Source organism: Rhodococcus sp. OS5 (assembly GCF_056837585.1).
In genome coordinates this window covers 5,910,070-5,930,442 of sequence record NZ_CM166368.1, presented here as the reverse complement: position 1 = coordinate 5,930,442, position 20,373 = coordinate 5,910,070, and the positions used below count along the sequence as shown (strand labels likewise).

The 20,373-nt window shown below is 61.8% G+C and carries 18 protein-coding genes; 12 read left to right on the top strand and 6 right to left on the bottom strand.

Annotated elements, in window-relative coordinates; genetic code table 11:
• Nucleotides 1-25 precede the first annotated feature (25 nt).
• Entirely contained in the window at nucleotides 26-958 is a 933-nt protein-coding gene (locus ACVZUB_RS27790) for an Lrp/AsnC family transcriptional regulator (protein WP_482627953.1), read from the bottom strand.
• 224 nt (nucleotides 959-1,182) lie between these two features.
• On the opposite strand from ACVZUB_RS27790, the gene ACVZUB_RS27785 reads away from it, so the two are divergent.
• Both ACVZUB_RS27785 and ACVZUB_RS27780 read left to right on the top strand, forming a co-directional pair.
• Nucleotides 1,183-2,898 (top strand): amidohydrolase, encoded by a 1,716-nt coding sequence (locus ACVZUB_RS27785; RefSeq protein WP_030536127.1) that lies wholly within the window; start codon nucleotides 1,183-1,185, stop codon nucleotides 2,896-2,898.
• Entirely contained in the window at nucleotides 2,898-4,232 is a 1,335-nt protein-coding gene (locus tag ACVZUB_RS27780) for an MFS transporter (protein ID WP_482627952.1), read from the top strand. The genes ACVZUB_RS27785 and ACVZUB_RS27780 overlap by 1 nt, the downstream gene beginning before the upstream one ends.
• 137 nt (nucleotides 4,233-4,369) lie before the next feature.
• On the opposite strand, the gene ACVZUB_RS27775 is transcribed toward ACVZUB_RS27780, so the two are convergent.
• The 3 genes from ACVZUB_RS27775 to ACVZUB_RS27765 all read right to left on the bottom strand — a co-directional run bounded on the left by ACVZUB_RS27775 (nucleotide 4,370) and on the right by ACVZUB_RS27765 (nucleotide 7,075).
• Complete coding sequence (locus ACVZUB_RS27775; RefSeq protein WP_007730475.1) at nucleotides 4,370-4,735, bottom strand: hypothetical protein; 366 nt, start codon at nucleotides 4,733-4,735, stop codon at nucleotides 4,370-4,372.
• 336 nt (nucleotides 4,736-5,071) lie between these two features.
• A complete protein-coding gene (locus tag ACVZUB_RS27770) occupies nucleotides 5,072-5,938 on the bottom strand; it encodes an alpha/beta hydrolase family protein (protein WP_030536126.1) in 867 nt (288 codons plus the stop codon).
• A gap of 90 nt (nucleotides 5,939-6,028) precedes the next feature.
• Entirely contained in the window at nucleotides 6,029-7,075 is a 1,047-nt protein-coding gene (locus ACVZUB_RS27765; protein ID WP_482627951.1) for a LacI family DNA-binding transcriptional regulator, read from the bottom strand.
• Between the two features lie 248 nt (nucleotides 7,076-7,323).
• Between ACVZUB_RS27765 and ACVZUB_RS27760 the strand changes: the two genes are divergently transcribed.
• The 5 genes from ACVZUB_RS27760 to ACVZUB_RS27740 all read left to right on the top strand — a co-directional run bounded on the left by ACVZUB_RS27760 (nucleotide 7,324) and on the right by ACVZUB_RS27740 (nucleotide 12,547).
• The gene (locus ACVZUB_RS27760) at nucleotides 7,324-8,778 is read left to right on the top strand and encodes an APC family permease (RefSeq protein ID WP_482627950.1); all 1,455 of its coding nucleotides are present in this window, start codon (nucleotides 7,324-7,326) and stop codon (nucleotides 8,776-8,778) included.
• Nucleotides 8,775-10,379: a N,N-dimethylformamidase beta subunit family domain-containing protein gene (locus tag ACVZUB_RS27755; RefSeq protein WP_007730498.1), complete on the top strand. Its 1,605-nt coding sequence runs from the start codon at nucleotides 8,775-8,777 to the stop codon at nucleotides 10,377-10,379. Before ACVZUB_RS27760 ends, ACVZUB_RS27755 begins: the two co-directional genes overlap by 4 nt.
• Nucleotide 10,380: 1 nt before the next feature.
• Entirely contained in the window at nucleotides 10,381-10,743 is a 363-nt protein-coding gene (locus ACVZUB_RS27750; protein ID WP_007730501.1) for a cupin domain-containing protein, read from the top strand.
• A complete protein-coding gene (locus ACVZUB_RS27745; protein WP_482627949.1) occupies nucleotides 10,740-12,185 on the top strand; it encodes an aminobutyraldehyde dehydrogenase in 1,446 nt (481 codons plus the stop codon). Before ACVZUB_RS27750 ends, ACVZUB_RS27745 begins: the two co-directional genes overlap by 4 nt.
• Nucleotides 12,186-12,412: 227 nt before the next feature.
• Nucleotides 12,413-12,547 (top strand): hypothetical protein, encoded by a 135-nt coding sequence (locus tag ACVZUB_RS27740; protein ID WP_003942853.1) that lies wholly within the window; start codon nucleotides 12,413-12,415, stop codon nucleotides 12,545-12,547.
• Nucleotides 12,548-12,561: 14 nt separating this feature from the next.
• Here the strand turns inward: ACVZUB_RS27740 and ACVZUB_RS27735 are convergent, their stop codons facing one another.
• Nucleotides 12,562-13,215: a nucleoside/nucleotide kinase family protein gene (locus ACVZUB_RS27735; RefSeq protein ID WP_007730507.1), complete on the bottom strand. Its 654-nt coding sequence runs from the start codon at nucleotides 13,213-13,215 to the stop codon at nucleotides 12,562-12,564.
• Between the two features lie 124 nt (nucleotides 13,216-13,339).
• On the opposite strand from ACVZUB_RS27735, the gene ACVZUB_RS27730 reads away from it, so the two are divergent.
• The 5 genes from ACVZUB_RS27730 to ACVZUB_RS27710 all read left to right on the top strand — a co-directional run bounded on the left by ACVZUB_RS27730 (nucleotide 13,340) and on the right by ACVZUB_RS27710 (nucleotide 19,400).
• Nucleotides 13,340-13,933: a TetR/AcrR family transcriptional regulator gene (locus ACVZUB_RS27730; RefSeq protein ID WP_007730510.1), complete on the top strand. Its 594-nt coding sequence runs from the start codon at nucleotides 13,340-13,342 to the stop codon at nucleotides 13,931-13,933.
• 45 nt (nucleotides 13,934-13,978) lie between these two features.
• A complete protein-coding gene (locus ACVZUB_RS27725; protein ID WP_223304467.1) occupies nucleotides 13,979-14,857 on the top strand; it encodes a crotonase/enoyl-CoA hydratase family protein in 879 nt (292 codons plus the stop codon).
• A 14-nt stretch (nucleotides 14,858-14,871) separates the two neighbouring features.
• Nucleotides 14,872-16,515 carry an AMP-binding protein gene (locus tag ACVZUB_RS27720; RefSeq protein ID WP_081558570.1) on the top strand — a complete coding sequence of 548 codons (1,644 nt, stop codon included), beginning with the start codon at nucleotides 14,872-14,874 and terminating at the stop codon, nucleotides 16,513-16,515.
• 82 nt (nucleotides 16,516-16,597) lie between these two features.
• On the top strand, nucleotides 16,598-18,151 hold the full coding sequence (locus ACVZUB_RS27715; RefSeq protein WP_482627948.1) for an acetyl-CoA hydrolase/transferase family protein: 1,554 nt from the start codon (nucleotides 16,598-16,600) through the stop codon (nucleotides 18,149-18,151).
• Nucleotides 18,152-18,188: 37 nt separating this feature from the next.
• The gene (locus ACVZUB_RS27710; RefSeq protein ID WP_007730515.1) at nucleotides 18,189-19,400 is read left to right on the top strand and encodes a PucR family transcriptional regulator; all 1,212 of its coding nucleotides are present in this window, start codon (nucleotides 18,189-18,191) and stop codon (nucleotides 19,398-19,400) included.
• On the opposite strand, the gene ACVZUB_RS27705 is transcribed toward ACVZUB_RS27710, so the two are convergent.
• Nucleotides 19,401-20,228, bottom strand: coding sequence for an SDR family oxidoreductase (locus ACVZUB_RS27705; protein ID WP_003942902.1), 828 nt, complete (start codon nucleotides 20,226-20,228; stop codon nucleotides 19,401-19,403).
• Between the last annotated feature and the right edge of the window lie 145 nt (nucleotides 20,229-20,373).

Genomic DNA, 20,373 nt, shown 5'->3' with positions numbered 1-20,373 from the left:
AAGTGGGTCAATGACTTGATCGAGGTTAGCGTGCCCGACCAAGTGGGTCAATGACTCGCCCGCGTACGTCCAGGCTGCGGGCGTAGTGCTCCTTGAATACCTCGAGATGTGCCCAAGATTCCAAGCCGCTGACACCGTCGATCCCGCGGATTCGTTCGGACAGCGCATGCAGGTCGCTCGAGGAGTTGGCGGCAACCGTCGCGATCACGTCGTATCGTCCGAGGGTCCGGGCGAGGAATTCGATTCCGGGCAGCGACTCGATCTCCGATACCGCGTTGTCGTCCCGTGAGCCCAGATTGACGCCGATGCCCATCGCCAGCGTTCGGCCACCACCTCGCCGCTTGACGACAGCGCCGACGCGCAGTGCCGTGCTCGCGATCAGATGATTGACCCGGTTGCGCACGGCGCTCGGCGACAGTCCGGTCTGTTCGGCCAGCTCGAGAAAGGGCATTCGCCCGTTGCGCTCGAGCAGTTCGATCAACGCGACATCTGTCGAGTCGAGTCGGATATCGGCTTGTAAAGCGGTCTCGGGCATGAAGATTCCCTTGATGACGTCGACGTAGACCAGCGTGCTCACGGATCGAACGCCACGTTGTGAGCGGAGTTCGGCGATGGCACGGTACAGATCGTCGTGACTGGGCACCCGAAGTTCCGCAATCACGTTGTACTGCCCGCTGACTGCCGAGATGTAGACGGCGGCCTCGGATGCGATCAACGCGTCCAGTACCGGGGTCATCGGTCCGGACACTGCGATCGAGACGTGTGCAAGCGCCTTCAACCCGAGAAGTTCGGGGTGCGCGACGGCCACTACGGACACCGTTCCCGAGTCGAGTAGCGCCTGCACTCTGGTGGACACCGCCGCTCGTGGGGCGTCGACCGCCACGGACAGTTCGCGGTACGTCGCTCGCCCGTTGCGCTGAAGTGCGGCAATGAGCTTGGAATCGAGATCGAGCGTCATGGTTGCCCCAACTTTTCCAGAGATTTTTCTGTATGAGCTTCCTATTAGAACAGTCGCATGTGGCCATGGATGATGTGGATAAGTGCAGAAATGCTCGAAAACTCATACAAAAAAGTTGTATACCGCCTGGTCTGAAACTTTGATGCATTGCATAGCTCCAGGTCAGGGCGTAGTTTTCGCTCAACACGCAGTGACCTGCACCACCATCTCGACGAAGGACCACCATGCGCAAGTTGCACACGCACGAAGCCTCGCCTCTCGACGCCACCGGCACGATCTTCACCGGCGCCAAGATCCACACCGTTGACGACAGCACGGTGGGAGCCGAAGCGTTCCTGGTGTTCGGAAACCGCTTTGCAGCGGTGGGAACGCTCGAGGAATGCCGCACCGAGGCGCGTCGGCTGAGCACTCGCACAACCGCGGTGGTCGAACTCGACGGCGCCACCGTCGTCCCCGGCTTCGTCGATCCACATGCACACCCGTTGATGTACGGGCAGATGCTCAGCTGGGTGGACTGTGGGCCGGAGAAGGCACATTCCATCCCCGGAATCATTGCGCTACTTCAGGAAGCGGCGCTCACAGCACCTGCGGGCGTCCCGATTCGCGGATACGGCTACGAGCACCGCAACCTGATCGAAGGGCGTCACCCGCTCAAGGAAGAGCTCGATCAGGTGGCCACCGATCGCGAGGTCTACCTCATGAACGCGAGCGGTCACGGCGGCGTCGTCAACTCCTTCACTTTCGACAAGCACGGTATCGACGCGAGCACCGAGAATCCGGCCGGTGGCGAGTTCTTCCGAGATGAAGACGGCGAACTCACCGGTGAGCTCTCCGACGCCGCGTGCAACATTCTCACCGGCGTCAACGGAGTGAAGGTCGGCCATCACGGCCCCAACTTCCATCTCGAGGACGAGCCGGAAGAGCACCTTCGCCAGCTGTCGGTCGCTCAGGACAAGTTCCTGGCCGGTGGCGTCACCACCATCGGTGATTGCCAGGTGACCCGGCGTGAATTCGACATGTACCTGCGTCTGGCCGAGCAGGATCAGCTCAAGACCCGCGTCAGCATGTACATGCTCAGCCACCTCCTCGATCACGTCATCGACACGGGAATGCACGGAGCCTTCGGCAATTCGCGGCTCGCGTTCGGCGGCATCAAGTTCTACGCCGACGGCACACTCGGAGGCTGGACCGCATACTTCCCCGACGGCTACGTGGGCGACCCGTGCCGCACCGGGCAGCTCTACCACGAGCCGGCGGACTACTCGGAGCTGATTGCCAAGGCACATTCGGTGGGTCTGCAGACCGCCACGCACGCTCAGTCACCGACCGCCATCGACATGGTGCTCGATGCCATCGAAGCTGCGCAGAAGGCTCACCCCGACGCCGACGCTCGTCACCGCATCGAGCATTGCGGACTCCCGACGGCCGAGCAGATCGCAAGGATGAACCTGGCCGGTGTCTACCCGGTGAACCAGCCACAGCACTACTACAACTGGGGTGAGGGCGTGACCGCTGCGATCGGCACTCCGGGCGAGCGGTTCAACCCGCTCGGCGAGTTCATCGCTGCCGAAGTTCCCGTGACCATCAGCTCCGACGCCCCCGTCGCAGAGCCGAAGCCGCTCGAAGCAATTCAGGCAGCCGTTACTCGTGTGACGCGTCAGGGCCATCAGCTCGGCTCCGATGCACTCCGCATCACCGCCGACCAGGCATTGCAGGCTCACACCCTCAACGGTGCGCGTGCGCTGGGCCGCGAAGCAGAGCTGGGCAGCATCTCGGTCGGCAAGCGGGCCGACTTCGTCATTCTGGGCGCGGATCCCCTCGAGGTTCCGGCCGACGCGATTGCGCAGATCGAGGTCCGAGAGACCTGGATCGACGGCGAACTCGCACATTCAGGTCATAACCACCTATTGTCGAGCACTTCGACCACCGAGGAAAAGTAATGAACCGAGAGCAACAGATCGTGAAGGCCCGCAAGGCGGGATTTGCAGCCTTCGTCGGTACAACTATCGAGTGGTACGACTTCTACGTGTATGCCACGGCAGCAGCCCTGGTGTTCGGTGACATCTTCTTCCCACCTGGAACCGACCGCCTGACCGGCGTTGCGGCGGCGTTCGCGACATACGCCGTCGGTTTCTTCGCTCGCCCGCTCGGCGGAATCGTGTTCGGCCATGTCGGTGACAAGATGGGCCGACGCACCGCATTGGTTGTGACTTTGACGCTGATGGGTGCAGGCACGTTCCTCATCGGCATGTTGCCCACTTACGCGTCGATCGGGTTCTGGGCGCCGTTACTGCTGGTACTGCTCCGCTTCGTCCAGGGCTTTGCCGTCGGCGGCGAATGGGGCGGCGCGGTCCTGATGGCCGTCGAGCATGCACCCGAGGACAAGAAGACCTTCTACGGCGGTTTCGCTCAGCTGGGCAACCCGGCCGGCGCGCTCCTGGCCACAGGTTTCTTCAGCATTCTCTCCACCTTCGGCGACGACGCTCTGCGCGAGTGGGCTTGGCGACTGCCGTTCCTCTGCTCGGCGCTGCTGATTCTCGTCGGCTTGGTCGTTCGCCTGAAGGTCGAAGAGTCCCCGGTTTTCGAATCCGAGGTGAAGTCCGCGGACGTACCGGAAATGCTCCCGCTCAAGTACGCGCTGGTGACCAACTGGCGCCCGATCATCCTGGGCATCGGCATTCTGCCCGTCGCAGTCGGCGGCTACTACCTCGTGACGACCTTCATCACGGCATACGCAACCGACCCCGATGTCGGATTGTCGGAGACGTTGATTCTCAACGCGCTCAGTGTCGCTGCAGTGGTCGAGTTGATCGCGACTCTCGGCGTGGCGTGGCTCGGCGACAAGGTGGGACGCGTCCGCGTCGTCATTTGGGGCCTTGCGGCAGTCGCGATTCTCGCAGCGCCGCAGTTCCTGCTGCTGAAGTCCGGATCCGTGTTCCTGATCTTCCTGACCTTCGCTGTCATGCGACTGGTGCTGGCGGCCACGTACGGCCCGATCGCCGCCGTCCTGTCGCAGATGTTCAAGCCGCAGGCCCGCTACACAAGCATTTCGTTGGCGTACCAGGGTGCAGGCGCGATCTTCGGTGGGTTGTCTCCGCTGGTGTCGACGCTGATGTACAAGGCAACCGGCAGCATCTGGCCGGTCATCGCACTGCTGATCGGCATGTGCATCCTGAGCATCGTCTGCCTGCTCTTCGCTCCGCAGCATGTGGACGAGGCGACAGATACCGACGGTGCTCCGCAGGGCCTGAACAAGGAATCGGCTTCCGCCTGATTGCCGAGAGTCGGCTTCCGCCTGACTGCCGAGAGTCGGCTTCCGCCTGACAACTGAAAACACGACAGCCGGGGCAGTACACGATTTCCGTGTACTGCCCCAGCCGTCGTTTCAAGTCAGTTGTCGCTCAGCGCCGGTTACGCGCCGACGAGATGGCGATGAAAATGATCGCTGCGTCGGTGGGCCTGGCTGAGATTTCTGATCTCACGCAGCCAGAAGTGAGACGCCAGCGTGTTACTGCTTCCGTAACCAGTGCCGGACGTGTCTTCGTCGATCAGGGCGACAAGCGCTTTGATCAGGCTGGTGACCTTGAGGTTGTTGGTCTGAGAATGTCGGAGCAACAGCTCGGCGGCTTCGTCGGTGCTGCAACGGTAGAGGGTACAGACGATTTCGATACCGCGCTCGCGGATCCGGCCCGAAGTAGTCGGGATCCGTAGACCGTTCGTCGAGTTGCTGTTCGTCTGGTTGTTCGTGTCGTCGGGGTGAATCATGGTGTTGATCAAGGTATTCCTTTGAACCGCAGGGTCTTTGGGCCCGTGCGGTGTGTAGCGCATGTTGATACTGGTGCAGTCGGTACGCGATTGGCGGCGGACTCCGTCGGAGCCTTCGGCCTGGTCAACAATCTGCGGGACTGATGAAAGTGCGTAGTGATCAAAGGCGCGGATTTGCACCGAACTGGAAGTCTGCCCCTGGAACGAATACTGGAACTGTTGTTCCGGGCGAAGCGACCGGCTGCCTGACTGACGGCTGCCCTCTGATAACCCCACCGTACGTCATCGATTGAGTTTCAGCTAATTCTATTTCGAGCGGCTGAGAGCACTGTGGCCCGTATTACCTGCTCAAGAGGCATTTATGTGGCCGATTATTGCTTGCTTGGTGGTAGCCCAGGCGTCGGTCGTCGGGTTGCCGAACTCGCCGTGGCCGACGCCGGGAAGTTCGATCAGATCGACCACGTCGCCTGCTGCTCGGGCGGCACGGGCATAGCGCCGACTCTGTTCGACCGACACGACCTTGTCTCCGAGTCCGTGGATCACCGTGACGGGGAGGCCGGTGGGGAGGTGCTCGATCGGTGATGCGATGCGGTAGCGATCGGGATGATCGGTAGGCATGCCGCCCAGAAGATTTCGAACAAATCGATCTTTGCCCGCGGTTGCGGCGAGCGTCATGTCGAAGACGCCGGCCATGATCGTCGTCGAGCGAACCGGCACCGAGAGGTTTGGTTCCGGGGCGTCTGCACCCTGTTGGGATCGCGATGCGACCCAGGCGGCAAGTTGTCCACCCGCGGAGTAGCCGGCGATGTGTACACGGCTCAAATCCAGTCGCCCGGAGGCCTTTTCCTGAACGATGCCGGCCAGGGCGTTGGTGGCCGTAACGGTATCGGAGAGCGTGGTCGGCCATCCACCCTGACCGCCGACGCGTCTGTATTCGATGTTCCAGACCGCAATTCCGTACGGGGTCAGGGTTTTTGCCCACGCGCCCGCGTATTCGAGATTGCTCTTCTGGGCCCATCCACCGCCGTGAATGAGTACGACGACCGGCAGGTCACCGTCCGATCCTTCTGGAAGATACAGATCGCCGAAAGTGTCTGCGGCCGCGGCGTAGGCGATGCGGACCGGAGCGACGTCGCGGTCGAGGCCGGTCGCACTGCTGACAGATGCGAGGAGGGCGAGTGCACAGACCAGCACTACGGCGAGATACCCGGCCAAGCGGTCGCGGGAGCGGTGCGCGATGACCTGATTCCTCTCGGCAGGCGACGGACGATAATTCGGAAATCAGTCTATCGGTGCCAGGTGAATTTATGGTGTGAGCGAATGGGCCGTGCTCGCTCGCACGCGGAGTTCGCTACGCGTATAGCTCTGAACTGGGGATTCGTCACCGTTGACCAGAGCCAACAGTGCATCTACGGCCGCTGCCGCCTGTTCTTGGGGGAAGAAGTCGAAGGCAGTGATCGGGGGCTGGGAAACCAGCAGGGCGGGTTCGTCACTGTCCTGTGCAATCAAGACGTCACCCGGAATCGACAGCCCGAGATCGAGGGCCGCTCGCGCCGCTGCCGGGGCGCAACCGAGAATCAACGACAGGATCGCGTCAGGCGGAGTCGAGGAGTCGAGGGCCTCGCGGGTGGCCGCATACGCGGCGCCGATGAGGCCTTCGACGGTGCTGGCGCCCGGAAACGACGTCAATTCCTCGCTGGTGCGTGGTGCCACGCCTCGGGCGCGGCACCACTCGAAGTAAGCGAAAGTCGTTGCGCGGGTCCACTCCGAGTGCATTCCGGGAGTGAGGACGAAAATGTCCCTTGCGCCACGTTCGGCGAGGTGGTTCAGAAGAGTCTCCGTGGTGGAGACGAGGTCCGGTGAGGTGGAGTATCCGAACTGCCCGGAGTGTCCAGGACCCACTGCGACAGAGGGGATTCCGATCTTCTGCAGAACCTCGACGCGCGGGTCGTCGACCATCGGGTCGACGACCAGTACGCCGTCCATCTCGATGCGCCGCAGTCCGTTCGGATCTTTCATCGACGGTAGTAGGAGGAGTGAGTGATCGGCGTGGAATGCAGCCTGGGTCGCGGCGGTCGCCACGCGCCCGTACCAGTCGAAATTGAGGTACTCGGCCGATGACAGTTGGTCGGGAGCGGGGAGCATCAACCCGAGGGTGGCAGTCCGGCCTGACCTGAGATTCTGGGCCGACCGATTGGCACGGTATCCAAGGCGGTCGGCAACCTCTTGAACCCGAGCGCGAGTGGCCGCGTCGACCCGGCCCTTGCCGTTGAGTGCATAGGAGACCGTGGACACCGCGACGCCGGCGGCGTTGGCGACATCACGGAGCGTCGGCGAAACAGGGGTAGCCACTGCGGATCGTTTCTACTCGTTGGTCGGTTTGTCTCCAGCCTATCGATCAATCGTTTCGGCATGTTGCGTGCACCGGTGAGGGGCACCTCAAAACAAAACGTCGAATCGTTTCAGCGCAGGTATTGACACTGGTGAAACGATTCGGCACCCTCTTAGGAACACCGGGCGAACGTCGAGAGAAATTCGGGCGAACCTCGGGAAACCTGACCAGGCAGGCGCATACTTGCCTTAACTCGCGGAGCCTCCCCATGACCGAAAAAACCAACCCTCCCGGTGCAGGAACGCATTCTGAATCCGGTTCTCCCACGTCATCCTCGGGCCTGCGCGCCGGAACTATCAACAGCCGTCATCTGGTCTTCTTCGTCATCGCCGCAGCGGCGCCACTGACGATCTTGGTGGGATTCGCGCCACTGGGCCTGATGGTGTCCGGCGCTGCGCTTCCGGTGGGGTACGTCGTTCCCGGGATCGTCTATCTACTGTTCGCCGTCGGCTTCACGGCGATGAGCAGGCATATCCGCGGCGCGGGCGCGTTCTACGCCTACATCACCGAAGGGCTCGGAAAAACAGTCGGCGCAGGCGCCTCTGTGCTGGCTTACATCGGCTATCTCGGTGGCCAGATCGGATTCGTCGTCGCTTGCGGCATCTTTCTCTCGTCGACGATCGAGTTGTTCTTGGGAGTAACCGTTTCCGTCTACACCTGCGCATTGGCGGTCGCAGTTCTGGTCGTGGTGGTGGGATATCGCAGGGTCGATATCGGCGCGAAGGTGCTGGCCGTTTTGATGGCGCTCGAGCTCGGCGTCCTCGCAGTCTTCTGTGTGGCGGTTCTGTTGAAAGGCGGCCACGAAGGACTGTCGCTCGACAGTTTTTCGCCGTCGACCTTCATGACAGCCGGACTGGCGAGCGTCTTCGTGTTGACCTTCACCTCCTTCGTCGGTTTCGAGCAAACGGCGATCTACAGCGAGGAAGTTGTCGATTCCAAACGCACAGTGTCGCGTGCGACCTACACAGCAGTCACTGTTCTGGCTGTGGTCTACGCATTCTGTGCTTGGGTGATCGTGCAGGCCGTCGGCCCGAGTCGGATGGGCGACCTACTCGGCGGTGACCCGTCCGAGCTGATCTTCGATCTCAACAATGAATTTGCCGGCTCCATGATGACCGACGTGATGCATCTGTTGATCGTCACGAGCTTCTTCGCGGGTTGCCTTGCCCTCCACAATGCTTGCAGTCGCTATCTGCTCACCATGGGGCGCGCGAAAGTCTTTCCTGCCGCGCTTGCACGGGTTTCGCCGACCACTGGAACGCCGAGCGTCGCCGGAATCACACAAGGCGCACTGGTATTCGCGGCAATCGCCGGCTTTGCGCTGACGCCCGCAGACCCGTACACCCAAGTAGTCGTGTGGACGAATACACCAACGATCATCGGTGTGCTGGTGTTGCAGGTTCTCACTTCCGTCGCCGTGCTCAGGTTCTTCTCGCAGGATTCTCGCGGTGAAGGTCTGTGGCAGAGGTTGATTGCACCCTCGCTCGCTGCAGTGGCGTTGATCGTCGCGCTCGGATACCTCTTGATGAACATGAGTGACCTGACCGGGTTGACCACCGCGCAAAACTTCTTGTTGGCAGTGCCATTGCTGTTGGCTTTCGCATTCGGCGTGGGACGCGGGATGCGCGTACGTGAACACTCGGTCGAGGAGTTGTCGGCATGAGCGAATACGCATGGTCGGTCCCCGGAGGGTTGGTCGAACGTCCCGGAATTGTTCCGGGCGCTCCCGAGATATGGGTCTATGCGGACAGGTTCTCGTACTTCGGTGGTGACACCGTCTCGATCCGAGTGCATACCACCGCAGAAGAATACGACCTCGAAATTGTTCGAGACGGCGCCCGGCCGCAACAGGTCGCGCAATACGTCGGTCTGCCGGGCAAGCAGCAGCAGACGCCTGCCGACGCGTACGCAGTGGGCTGCGACTGGTCGGAATCCCTTGCCGTCGAGATAGATCCGAAGTGGACGTCCGGCATGTACTTGGTTCTGGTCCGGATGCTCCACGAAGGGGTGACTATTGAGCGGGAGGGCTTCTTCGTCGTCAAGGCGCGCGAACCCGAGCATGCCGACTTCGTACTCATTCACACCACCAGCACGATGTTGGCCTACAACGACTGGGGTGGGGCAAACCACTACCGAGGTGTTCCGGACGGCTCCGGCGATGTGCCGACACCGATTTCCTCGACGCAGCGTCCCGTCGCGCGGGGGATGTTGCGCAAACCCGAGGGCGCAGCACGCAACATCCACACCGACACACCGGGAATCGGATGGATACCCCGTCACCCGCCGTACGAATGGGCGTGGGTGAACGGCTACTCGCGTCACCATGCGGACGCCTTCTGGGCCACTTACGAGAGGCCGTTCACGGTCTGGGCGGAAGAGCAGGGGTTCCGCGTCCACCACGTGACACAACACGATCTGCATAACGATCCGTCAGCGCTGCATGGATATTCATGCGCAGTTGTCGTCGGTCACGACGAGTACTGGTCCTGGGAGATGCGTGACCGCATAGATGATTTCGTCGAAGAGGGTGGTGGTCTGGCGCGATTCGGCGGGAACTTCCTGTGGCAGGTACGCCTCGAAAACGACGCACAAGTCTGTTACAAGAATCCGTTCGACGATCCGATGCGAGAAGTCGACCCGACCCGGGTGACGACGGCGTGGGATTCGCCCGAGGTTGCCCGACCGGGGGCGTGGACGATGGGATTGACCGGCATGGCCGGTGTCTACAATCGTTACGGTGCAACAACTCCCAGGTCTTCGGGCGGTTTCACGGTATACCGGCCGGATCATTGGGCGTTGAACGGAACCGACCTGTACTACGGAGACAACTTCGGGATCGCCCCGATCTGTGTTGCCGGATTCGAGATGGACGGCGTGGATTTCACGTTCCGGAAGGGCCAGCCGTATGCGACCGGCGTCGACGGCGCTCCCGAGGATCTGGAGATCATCGCGATGGCGCCGGCAGTTTCGGGTTCGCGGGACAAATGGAACGGGAAAGTTCCGATCGGTGCGCCTTTCGCCGAAGTGCAGGGAATCATCGAATGCTTCTATGGCAGTGAGCCTCCAGATCACCTTCGTGATCTCGAATACGGATCGGGAATGGTCGCCTGTCACAAGCGAGGTCTCGGCTCCGTGTTCAACGCAGGTTCCACCGAATGGGTGAACGGGCTGATCCATCACGATCCGTTCACCGAACGAATAACTGCAAACGTACTGAATCTGTTTGCTGCACGAATTTCCAGCTCCAACACGAAGGAAAAATGACATGAGTGTCAACGACATTCGAATGTTCGGGCCAGGGCAGGGGACGCGGTTCATCCCGGAGTGGGGTGACGACGCGAGCCCGAACTGGTCGGAATCCGAATGGAGGTCATTCGGAGATCCGAACGGGGAATACTTCGGCGGTGGTTGGGAAGGCGAGCCCGGCACGCTCTTGTGCGACCCGTATCCGTACGACGAGGTCTGCATCATGATCAGCGGCCGGGTGGCGCTGATCGACCTCGATGGAAACCGTCGCGAATTCTCCGCTGGGGAAGCATTTTTCGTGCCGCAGTCGTTTCGCGGTACCTGGGAGACGGTTGAGCCGTCGAAGAAGTTCTTCGTCGCGCTCCCCGGATCGCGCTCATGACGGTGGAAACTTCGATGACTGTCGCAGCGTTTGGTCACGTGATCAACGGAACGTGCGAGAGCCCGGCAGGTAGACTTTCCGTGCTGGTCGATCCGGTGACCGACAATGTATACGCCCGTGCTGCCGTCGGTTCCGCCGATGACGTCGACCGAGCCTGCCGTTCGTCCGAGAAGGCTGCGCGGTTCTGGCGCCGGTCCACCCCTGCGCGCCGTCAGGAGTTGCTGCTGGCCCTCGCGGACGCGCTGGAAGCAAACGCGAAATATTTCCTCGAGGTCGAATGCCGCAGTACCGGCAAGCCTCTCAGGCAGGTGCGAGACGACGAGATCCCTCAGTGTGTTGACTTTCTGCGGTACTTCGCGGGTATTGCCCGCTCTCTGCCGGGCGTTGCCGCAATGGAGTACACGGAGGGTGCTACGTCTTATGTCAGACGTGAACCCATTGGCGTGATCGGTACGATCGCTCCTTGGAACTACCCGTTGATGATGGCGGTCTGGAAGATCGCGCCGGCACTCGCGACGGGAAACACCCTCGTGCTCAAGCCGGCCGAGGAGACGCCGGAAACCGCGGTGATGCTGGGAGTGCTTGCAGCGCAGATCTATCCGCCCGGGGTGTTGAACGTAGTGTGCGGCGATCGCGATACCGGAGCCGCGCTCGTCGCTCATCCGGTTCCTCGGATGATTGCGCTGACGGGATCGACGAGAGCGGGGATTTCGGTCGCAAAGGCCGCATCGGAAGACGTCAAGCTGTTGCATCTCGAACTCGGAGGCAAGGCACCCGCCGTTGTTTTCGCCGACGCGGACCTCGACGGCGCAGTCGCGGGGATTGTTGCCGGAGCCTTTTACAACAGCGGTCAAGATTGCACCGCTGCGACGAGGATTCTCGTTCAAGAGGAGGTTGCGGAGGAGTTCACCGAGAAGTTGACGGCTGCGGCCGCGGACTTGAGGTTGGGCGGACCGGAATCGGGCGATTGTCTCGGCCCCCTGGTCAGCCGCGCTCACCGTGATCGAGTGGCGGAGTTGGTAGAGAGACGCTCAGCAAATACGAACGTATGTATTGGCGGGGGAAAGCCAGCTGGACCAGGGTTTTTCTATCTGCCGACTGTTATTTCCGGGGTGCAGCAGGAAGATGAGCTGGTCCAGGAAGAGATATTCGGGCCGGTTGTCACCGTACAGTCGTTCTCCACCGAGGCTGAAGCGATCGAACTTGCGAACGGGACCAAGTACGCTCTCGCGTCGAGCGTGTGGACGTCCGACCACGGCACCGCGATGAGGATGACGGCCGAACTGGACTTCGGCTGCGTCTGGGTGGGAGCCCACGGAATGCTCGCCGCTGAGATGCCTCACGGTGGCTTCGCTGGGTCGGGTTACGGCAAGGATCTGTCGGAGCTCGCACTGGCGGAGTACACGAGGGCCAAGCACGTCATGCATGTGACGAGCGTCTGACTCCTCGGCAATATCCAACGACGGCCACCTGCCCGCGCTGCGGGACGGTGGCCGTCGTCGTGCCTCGGTGGACCTGCAAGCTGCTGTTTGAATATGTTGCAGTGCAACATGTTTAGAGAGAATTTTCGTTGATTCGGGTCGCGAATGCCGGTAAAGTGACGTGTGCAACATTGCGCACTTCGGCGCACATTCAACCCCACTTTCAATTCTGACTCCAGGAGACTGCCATGGGTTCATCCGACACCGATCTCAAAGCGCTCGACAGCGTTATCACCGTCGCCGGTGCATTGGCGGCGATATTCGGCGGAATCGCCGGAGTTGCCGGGCTGGCCACTTTTCTCGGAACCGGCGGCGGTTCTTAGGTTTTCAGCTGACATCAGTGAGGCTCGGACCGTTCGATTCTGACGATCAGATCCGCGCGTGGCCTGACTGCGCTGATCAACTCGGCGTTCGGCTGATCTACCCGTTTCACCCACTCTGCAGCCGCTTCGGAACTCTTTCCGAAGCGGCTGTGGCGTTTCACCAAGCGCTTCGTCCGAGTTTCCTCCGGAACGTCGAGATACCAGACCTCGTCGAGTGCTGCTCGCACTTCCTGCCATCCACCACTGGGTAGGAGGAGATAGTTCCCCTCGGTGACTATCAGCGGTGTACATGGATCGACAGCCGTTGTGCTGCCTATTGATTCGTCGAACTCGCGATCGAAGACCGGAGCATAGACCGTCGAGTTCGAGGCTCGGAGTCGGCGTAGTAGAGCCGCGTAGCCGTCGACGTCGAAGGTGTCCGGTGCGCCTTTGCGTTCATGCCTGCCGAGTCGGTCGAGTTCCCGATTGGCAAGATGAAAACCGTCCATCTCGACGATGGAGCAACGAGAACCTAATTTCCGCACAATTGCCTGTGACACCGTCGACTTTCCGGCTCCCGGTGCGCCCGTGATGCCGAGGATTCTCCGACCGTCGTCGGTGATCAGGGAAGCAGCGCGTGAAGCAAGTTGGTCGAGCGTCAGCGAGACGGTCGGCGGTGAGGTCGTCACGTGTTGCTCCGATCAGTCCGAAGGGCCGGTGCATCGAGAGTACGCCGGAGGCTTTCGGCCATTGACAGTCTGAATGGACTGTGAAACTGTGATCCATGCCACTCGAGAAGTTGGAGGTGAGACCGTGACCCTGCGCGATGCGCAGCGCGAAGCGACGCGCCACCGGATTCTCGATGCGGCAACGGATTTACTGATAGCGGACGGTTATTCATCTCTGACGGCGCAGTCGGTGCAAACCGCTGCCGGAGTCAGTCGGGGCGCTCTGCTGCACCACTTTCCGAACATGCAGGAGCTCACTGCGGCGTTGGTGTCGAACATCGTCGTACGGAACGAGGTGGCGGTAAGAGCTGCCATGTCTCGGCAGGATTCGTCGGTTGACACGATCGAGAACTCGATCTCCGCTCTGTATTCGGCGTTGACTCAGCCGCCATTTCAAGCGGAACTCGAACTGTGGTCCGCAGCGCGGACGGATCCGGTGTTGGCCGAGGTGCTCCGGGAATCGGAGCGAATCGCCGGACGGGATCTGCGGCGAGTTGTCCACGACGCTTTCGGTCCCGAAATTGTTGCTTCCGAGAACTATTCGCAGATTGCAGATCTGACGGTGCTGATGCTCCGTGGTTTGGCGCTGTCCCGGGCAGTGCAGAAGAGCGACGCGTCTGCGCGTCGTTCGATCAGTCAATGGGCAGGCGTCGTTCGCCTGCTCCTCACCCAGAACTAGCGCAACTCGTTCCGAGCGAGGCGCGCTCTGTCGACAGGACCGATGATGACGGATTTTGCGACCCTGAAGTACGAGACGTCCGGTGGTAAAGCGTATATCACGCTCAACCGTCCCGATCGGCTCAACGCGATCGACGACCGGATGCCGTCGGACATTCGAAACGCGGTGGCAGCAGCCAATGACGACGACGAGGTCCGTGTGATCGTCTTGCAAGGTGCGGGCAAGGCGTTTTGTGCCGGGTACGACCTCAAGAAGTTTGCCGAAGGCGACCTTGACGGAAAGTGGAACCAGGGCCCGGTCTGGGACCCCATCAAGGACTTTCGCGGGATGAAGCAGAACACCGACGACTTCTTCACGCTCTGGCGATCGCTCAAGCCGACGATCTGCAAGGTTCAGGGATATGCGATTGCCGGTGGGAGTGACATCGCGCTGTCCTGCGACATGCTGATCATGGCCGACGACGCTCGCATCGGATACCCGCCTGCGCGTGTGTGGGGTTGCCCGACGACGGCGATGTGGGTGTACCGGCTCGGAGCCCAGCGTGCCAAGCGAATGCTGTTGACGGGAGACACCATTGACGGTGTCACTGCGGCTGACTGGGGATTGGCGCTCGAAGCGGTGCCGGCCGACGAATTGGACTCGGCGGTGGAAGCGTTGGCGGATCGCATCGCCGGTGTTCCGCTCAATCAGTTGGCCATGCAGAAGATGATGATCAACCAGGCGTACGACAACATGGGATTGCAAGGCACCCAGGTACTGGCAACCCTGTTCGACGGAATTACGCGTCACTCCCCGGAGGGGCGCTGGTTCAAGGATTTTGCCGAGCGCGACGGATTCCATGCCGCGGTTCAGTACCGCGATTCCGGACGCAAGATTCCAGACGGAGGCGGGCCGCTCCCCGCGTCCGACACCCCTCCTCGATAGAAAGTGGATGTGAGATGAGCAGTGTTCTCGAAACGTCGTACTTCCCCGCTGACGTGTCTGACCCGATAGAGGAGCAAACGGTGGGTGGGCTGCTGCGAGAGTGCGCCGCGGACTCGCCGAATCTGATTGCAATCAGAGAAGTGGTTCCGACGCAATCGCATTCGCTTTCTGGGGCGGCTGAAACCGATCGCACGTGGACCTTCGCGGAGCTTCTCGACGAAGCAGAGGGGTGTGCGCACTACCTCTTGTCTCGGTTCGACTGTGGAGATCGGATCACTGTCTGGGCTCCGAACGTTCCGGAATGGATGATTCTGCAATACGGCGCCGCGCTCGCCGGGATGGTTCTGGTGACCGCCAATCCGGCGTTGGGTGCGGAGGAACTCGCGTACGTCCTGTCGCAGTCCCAGTCTCGGGGGCTCTTCCACACCGGAAAGTTCCGCGGTGGCGATATGGCAGCGGTTGCATCCGAGGCGATTTCGATTTCGGGAGAAGAAGTTCTCGCAGTCAACTTCGAGGAGTGGGATCGCCAGGTTCGAGGTTGGGCGGGCGAGCGGGGCGCTCTGCCCGAAGTCTCGCCTGACGACAATGCGCAGATCCAGTACACGTCGGGAACCACCGGGGTTCCCAAAGGTGCTCTTTTGCATCACCGAGGATTGGTCAACAATGCCGATTTCGTGAGTCGGAGAGGCCGATTCCCTGAGCGGGGTTCGGTTGTGTCGGCCATGCCGCTGTTCCACACCGCCGGGTGCGGCATCCTGGTTCTCGGCGCCGCGCAGCGAAGAATGTCCATCGGCCTGATCCAGTACTTCGATCCGACTGCGGTTCTCGATGCGGCGGAACGCTTTCACGCTGACGTGATCAGTGGAGTGCCGACGATGCTGATCGCGATGATCAACGACGCCAGCTTCGCGAGCCGCGACTTCTCGGCCTGTTCGGTGGTCGTATCCGGCGGGTCGTCGGTCCCGCCCGAACTCGTCAGCACGGTGGAGTCGGCCTTCGGGGCGGGGTTCAGCATCGTCTACGGACAAACCGAGGCCAGCCCCGTCATCACACAGACCAGCCCGGCCGACACCCCCGAGGACAAGTCGGAGACGGTCGGACTCGCGTTGCCGCAGGTCGAAGTGAAGATCTCCGACGTCGTGACCGGGGACAGCGTGCCGCTCGGCGAACAAGGCGAGATCTGCGCGCGCGGGTACCTCGTCATGACCGAGTACTTCCGTAATCCGGAGGCTTCGGCCGACACCGTGGACAAGGACGGTTGGTTGCATACCGGCGATTTGGGGACGATGGACGAACGTGGATACGTCCGGGTTACCGGCCGCCTCAAGGACATGATCATCCGCGGCGGTGAGAACATCTATCCGCGTGAGGTCGAGTCCGTGATCTTCACACATCCGAAGATTCTCGACGTGGCGGTCGTGGGTGTGCCCGACGAGGTGTGGGGTGAGCGAGTTGTCGCCGTCATCCGCTGGAAGGACGAGTCCGACCAACCGACCGCCGCCGAGCTGGTCGAGTTCTGCACCGAGCGACTGGCGCGCCACAAGGCGCCCAAGGAGTGGTTCAGCGCGGAGGCGTTCCCACTGACAGGGTCGGGCAAGATCCAGAAATATCGAATTGCGAGCCTGGTCGGCGAAGGCGTGTACGGCGTCGTCAACTGATCGGTGCACATAGCACGTCGGAGCGATTCTGTCTGGGTTATCCCCGTAAATCGCTTCGACGTGCCCTGTTTATCCTGGTGCCGTGAGTTCAACCTTCGGTGAGACCGGACACAACGCCACCTCCAACCGCATTCGCGCCACAGCGTTTGCGTCGAAGGTGATGTCTGCGTCCGACGCCGTGAAGTTCATCAACCCGGGCGACACCGTCGCGATCAGCGGTTTCGCGAGCGCCGGTACACCCAAGGTTGTCATTCCGGCCCTGGCCGAGCGTATTCACCGGACCCGCGGCAACGGATCGAACTTCACGATCAATCTCCTGACCGGCGCTTCTGTGTCCACCGAGACCGAAAGGCTGCTCGCGGAGGTCGACGGAATCGCGCTGCGCATGCCGTATCAGTCCGAGGCCACCGCACGTCGCCGGATCAACGAGGGTCGTATGGACTACGTGGACATCCATCTCTCCCACGTGGCTCAGCAGGTGTGGGAGGGCTACTACGGCAACGTAGACGTCGCGGTGGTCGAGGTCGCCGGTATCACCGAATCAGGGGAATTGATTCCCTCCGCGTCGATTGGCAACAACAAGACCTGGCTGGACGTCGCCGACAGAGTCATCCTCGAAGTCAACTCGTGGGTGCCCGAGGCGATGGAAGGTATTCACGACGTCTATTACGGCACCGCGCTGCCGCCGCATCGCAAGCCGCTCGAGATCATTCGTGTCGAGGACCGGATCGGCCAGACCACGTTCCGAGTGGATCCCACGAAGGTTGTGGCCGTTGTCGAGACCAACTGCCGTGACAGCGCGAGCCCTCTCACTGCACCCGACGCCGTCAGTGAGGCGATCGCCGGCCACGTCCTGGAATTCTTCGACTTCGAGGTGCGCGCCGGACGGATGCCGGCCGATACGTTGCTTCCGCTGCAGGCGGGCATCGGCAATGTCGCCAACGCGGTGCTTGGAGGGCTCGATCGGGGGCCGTATCGCGGCCTGACCTGCTACTCCGAGGTCATCCAGGACGGGATGCTGAAGCTGATCAAGGACGGAACGGTCGCGCATGCGTCTTCGACGGCTTTGGCGCTCACCGAAGAGGGCATCGAAGAACTGACCGCGAACATCGACTTCTACCGCCACCAAATCACTCTCCGTCCGCAGGAGATCAGCAACCACCCGGAGGTGGTGCGCAGGCTCGGAATCATCGCCATGAACGGCATGCTCGAGGCCGACATCTACGGCAACGTGAACTCGACGCACGTCATGGGGACGAAGATCATGAACGGAATCGGCGGCTCGGGGGACTTCGCCCGCAACGGCTACGTGTCCATGTTCCTGAGCCCGTCGACGGCCCGCGGCGGTGAGATCTCGGCGATCGTGCCGATGGTTCCGCACGTCGACCACACCGAGCACGACACTCAGGTGTTGGTGACCGAGCAGGGGTTGGCGGATCTGCGCGGTCTGTCGCCGCGGCGACGCGCGCGCCTGATCGTCGACAAGTGTGCTCACCCGGAATTCCGGCCACTGCTCCACGATTACATCGCTCGCGCCGACGCTCAACCGGGTGCGGGGCAGACGCCGCACATCCTGGGCGAGGCATTCTCGTTCCATCAGCGGTACATCGACACGGGTTCGATGCGCTTTTCGTGACGCCAGGCAATGCTGCCGGCAGTGAGAGAATGCGAGGGTGAGCCGAACCGGGGTACCTGACGACGCCATACGCCGGGTTGCCGCGGCGGGGGCCGATGACGCCGGTGGCCTGCCCGTCGAACTGCTGGGTGATTTCCTCGACGTGCTCAGCGACGCTGTCTGTGAAGGGAAACCGCTGCAGCGTCGCCAGCTGCACCGCTTCCGCGCTCGCGGGGAAGAAGCAGCGCAGCAGGGTGTCGCCCTGCGAGCCCTGCTCGATCTGTATCTCTCCTCGGCCTGGCGTCTGTGGCGTGAACTGCCTGCTGTTATTGCGGCACAATCGGATCCGAACGCCGTCGTCGCGGCCGGCGAAGTGATGCTGCGTGCCGTCGACGATGCCGTCGCCGAACTGGCCGAAGGTTTTCAGTTGGCCAGGCGTTCTCTGGTCCGCTCGCAGGTATCGGCACGCCGCGAGTTCGTCGACGACTTGTTGACCGGCGGCGCTGACGTCGTCGGATTGTTGGATCGCGCTTCAGGATTCGGTCTCCACCTCAGTGGTCCGCATGCCGTGGCGGTAGTGACCGCCGCCCGTGAGTTCACCGACGACAACCCTTTGGTGCGCGCCGTCGAACGTGCCGTTCTGGGTAGCAAGGGTGACGCCGATGCGTTGGTCGCCAGCAAGAGCGGCAAACTGGTGGTCGTTTTCGCGGCGCCGGATCGCGATGCCGTCGACCACGTGCTGGCAGGGATTCGGTCGGCTCTCGGGCCGGGGACCGATGACGACGGGCGAGTGCAGTTGCAGCGGCGTCCTTTGGACGGCACGTGGCAGATCGCTGTCGGGCGCCCTCGAACCACCGCTTCGGGCGTGGTGGCGTCGTACCGGGAGGCGCTGGACGCACTGGACCTGGCGCAGCGCCTGTCGTTGACCGCACCGATCATCGATGCTCGTGACCTGCTGGTCTACCGGGTTCTGGTCAACGACAGACCGGCGGTCACCGACCTGATCCACACCCTTCTCACACCGCTGCTCGAGGCGCGTGGTGGCGCTGGACCGATGATCGACACACTGCTCGCGTACTTTTCCGCCGGCGGCAATACGGCTAAGACCGCCCGAGACCTGCATTTGTCCGTCCGCGCCGTGACGTACCGGTTGGACCGCATCCGTGAACTCACCGGTCAGAACGTCAACGATCCCAACGACAGCTTCGCACTCCACGCTGCCGTACTGGGTGCGAAGCTGCTCGACTGGCCGGCCACCGAGCTGACCTGATCAGCTTGCGCGGGCGCGTTCTTCGTAGGCAGCACGTGCCGCGGTGTCGACGTCGCCGAGAAACTGCGTCTCGACGCCGAACAGTCGGCTCAATGCCTCGTACGGCCGCCGGGGGAAGAAGCCCTGTGCCTGCACGAGCAGCCCGGACACCCGCGTAATACGTACGCGTGGACGCGGTTTGGTGATCAAGCCGACGACGGCTTCGGCGATTTCCTCCGGCTGAACCTCTCGGAATCCCTTCATTCCCGAAGTGCCCGAGGTGAGTTGGGTGTTGGTGAGCGTCGGCAGCACGGACGAGATGTGAACTCCGGTGCCACGAACTTCCTTGCGGACAGAATCGGTGAAGCCCAACACCGCATGCTTGGCGCCGCAGTACGTCGACAAACCGGGGCACGGGAGTTCGCCTGCAAGCGAAGCGATGTTGATGACGTGTCCACGTCCGCGCGGAAGCATCCGTCGCAATGCGAGCTTGGTTCCCGTGATCACGCCGAGGACGTCGATCTCGATGATGCGTCTGGTCACGGAGTCGTCCTCGTCGACGATCCGTCCGACCGGCATGATGCCCGCATTGTTGACCAGCACGTCGATCGGGCCGAGTTCACCTTCGACGGTGTCGAGGAAGTCGAAGAACGAGGCGGGGTCGGTGACGTCGAGGCGCCCGAACGTGCGGATGCCCAAATCCTTGGCTGCTCGCGCGAGAGTGGCTTCGTCGATGTCGCCGATCGCGACCGTCGCACCCAGGCTGATCAGCCGCTTCGCGGTGGCGTATCCGATGCCCCGGGCGCCGCCGGTGATGACCACTACCTGACCGTCGAAAGGTTTGTTCATTTACTCCAGCGTCTCCAAAGATAGGGGTTGGTTGCAGTGAGATGAATCTGCAGTGAGATGTGATTGTGGACCAGTCGAAACCGGGTTGCTAGGGCTTCTTGGCCGAAGTGAGACGATAGATTTGTGACTAAGTCACAATCAGGAT

Coding starts and splice junctions, on each gene's coding strand:
- ACVZUB_RS27790 (WP_482627953.1), bottom strand. CDS start 958: ATGACGCTCGATCTCGATTCCAAGCTCATTGCCGCACTTCAGCGCAAC.
- ACVZUB_RS27785 (WP_030536127.1), top strand. CDS start 1,183: ATGCGCAAGTTGCACACGCACGAAGCCTCGCCTCTCGACGCCACCGGC.
- ACVZUB_RS27780 (WP_482627952.1), top strand. CDS start 2,898: ATGAACCGAGAGCAACAGATCGTGAAGGCCCGCAAGGCGGGATTTGCA.
- ACVZUB_RS27760 (WP_482627950.1), top strand. CDS start 7,324: ATGACCGAAAAAACCAACCCTCCCGGTGCAGGAACGCATTCTGAATCC.
- ACVZUB_RS27755 (WP_007730498.1), top strand. CDS start 8,775: ATGAGCGAATACGCATGGTCGGTCCCCGGAGGGTTGGTCGAACGTCCC.
- ACVZUB_RS27750 (WP_007730501.1), top strand. CDS start 10,381: ATGAGTGTCAACGACATTCGAATGTTCGGGCCAGGGCAGGGGACGCGG.
- ACVZUB_RS27745 (WP_482627949.1), top strand. CDS start 10,740: ATGACGGTGGAAACTTCGATGACTGTCGCAGCGTTTGGTCACGTGATC.
- ACVZUB_RS27740 (WP_003942853.1), top strand. CDS start 12,413: ATGGGTTCATCCGACACCGATCTCAAAGCGCTCGACAGCGTTATCACC.
- ACVZUB_RS27725 (WP_223304467.1), top strand. CDS start 13,979: ATGACGGATTTTGCGACCCTGAAGTACGAGACGTCCGGTGGTAAAGCG.
- ACVZUB_RS27720 (WP_081558570.1), top strand. CDS start 14,872: ATGAGCAGTGTTCTCGAAACGTCGTACTTCCCCGCTGACGTGTCTGAC.
- ACVZUB_RS27705 (WP_003942902.1), bottom strand. CDS start 20,228: ATGAACAAACCTTTCGACGGTCAGGTAGTGGTCATCACCGGCGGCGCC.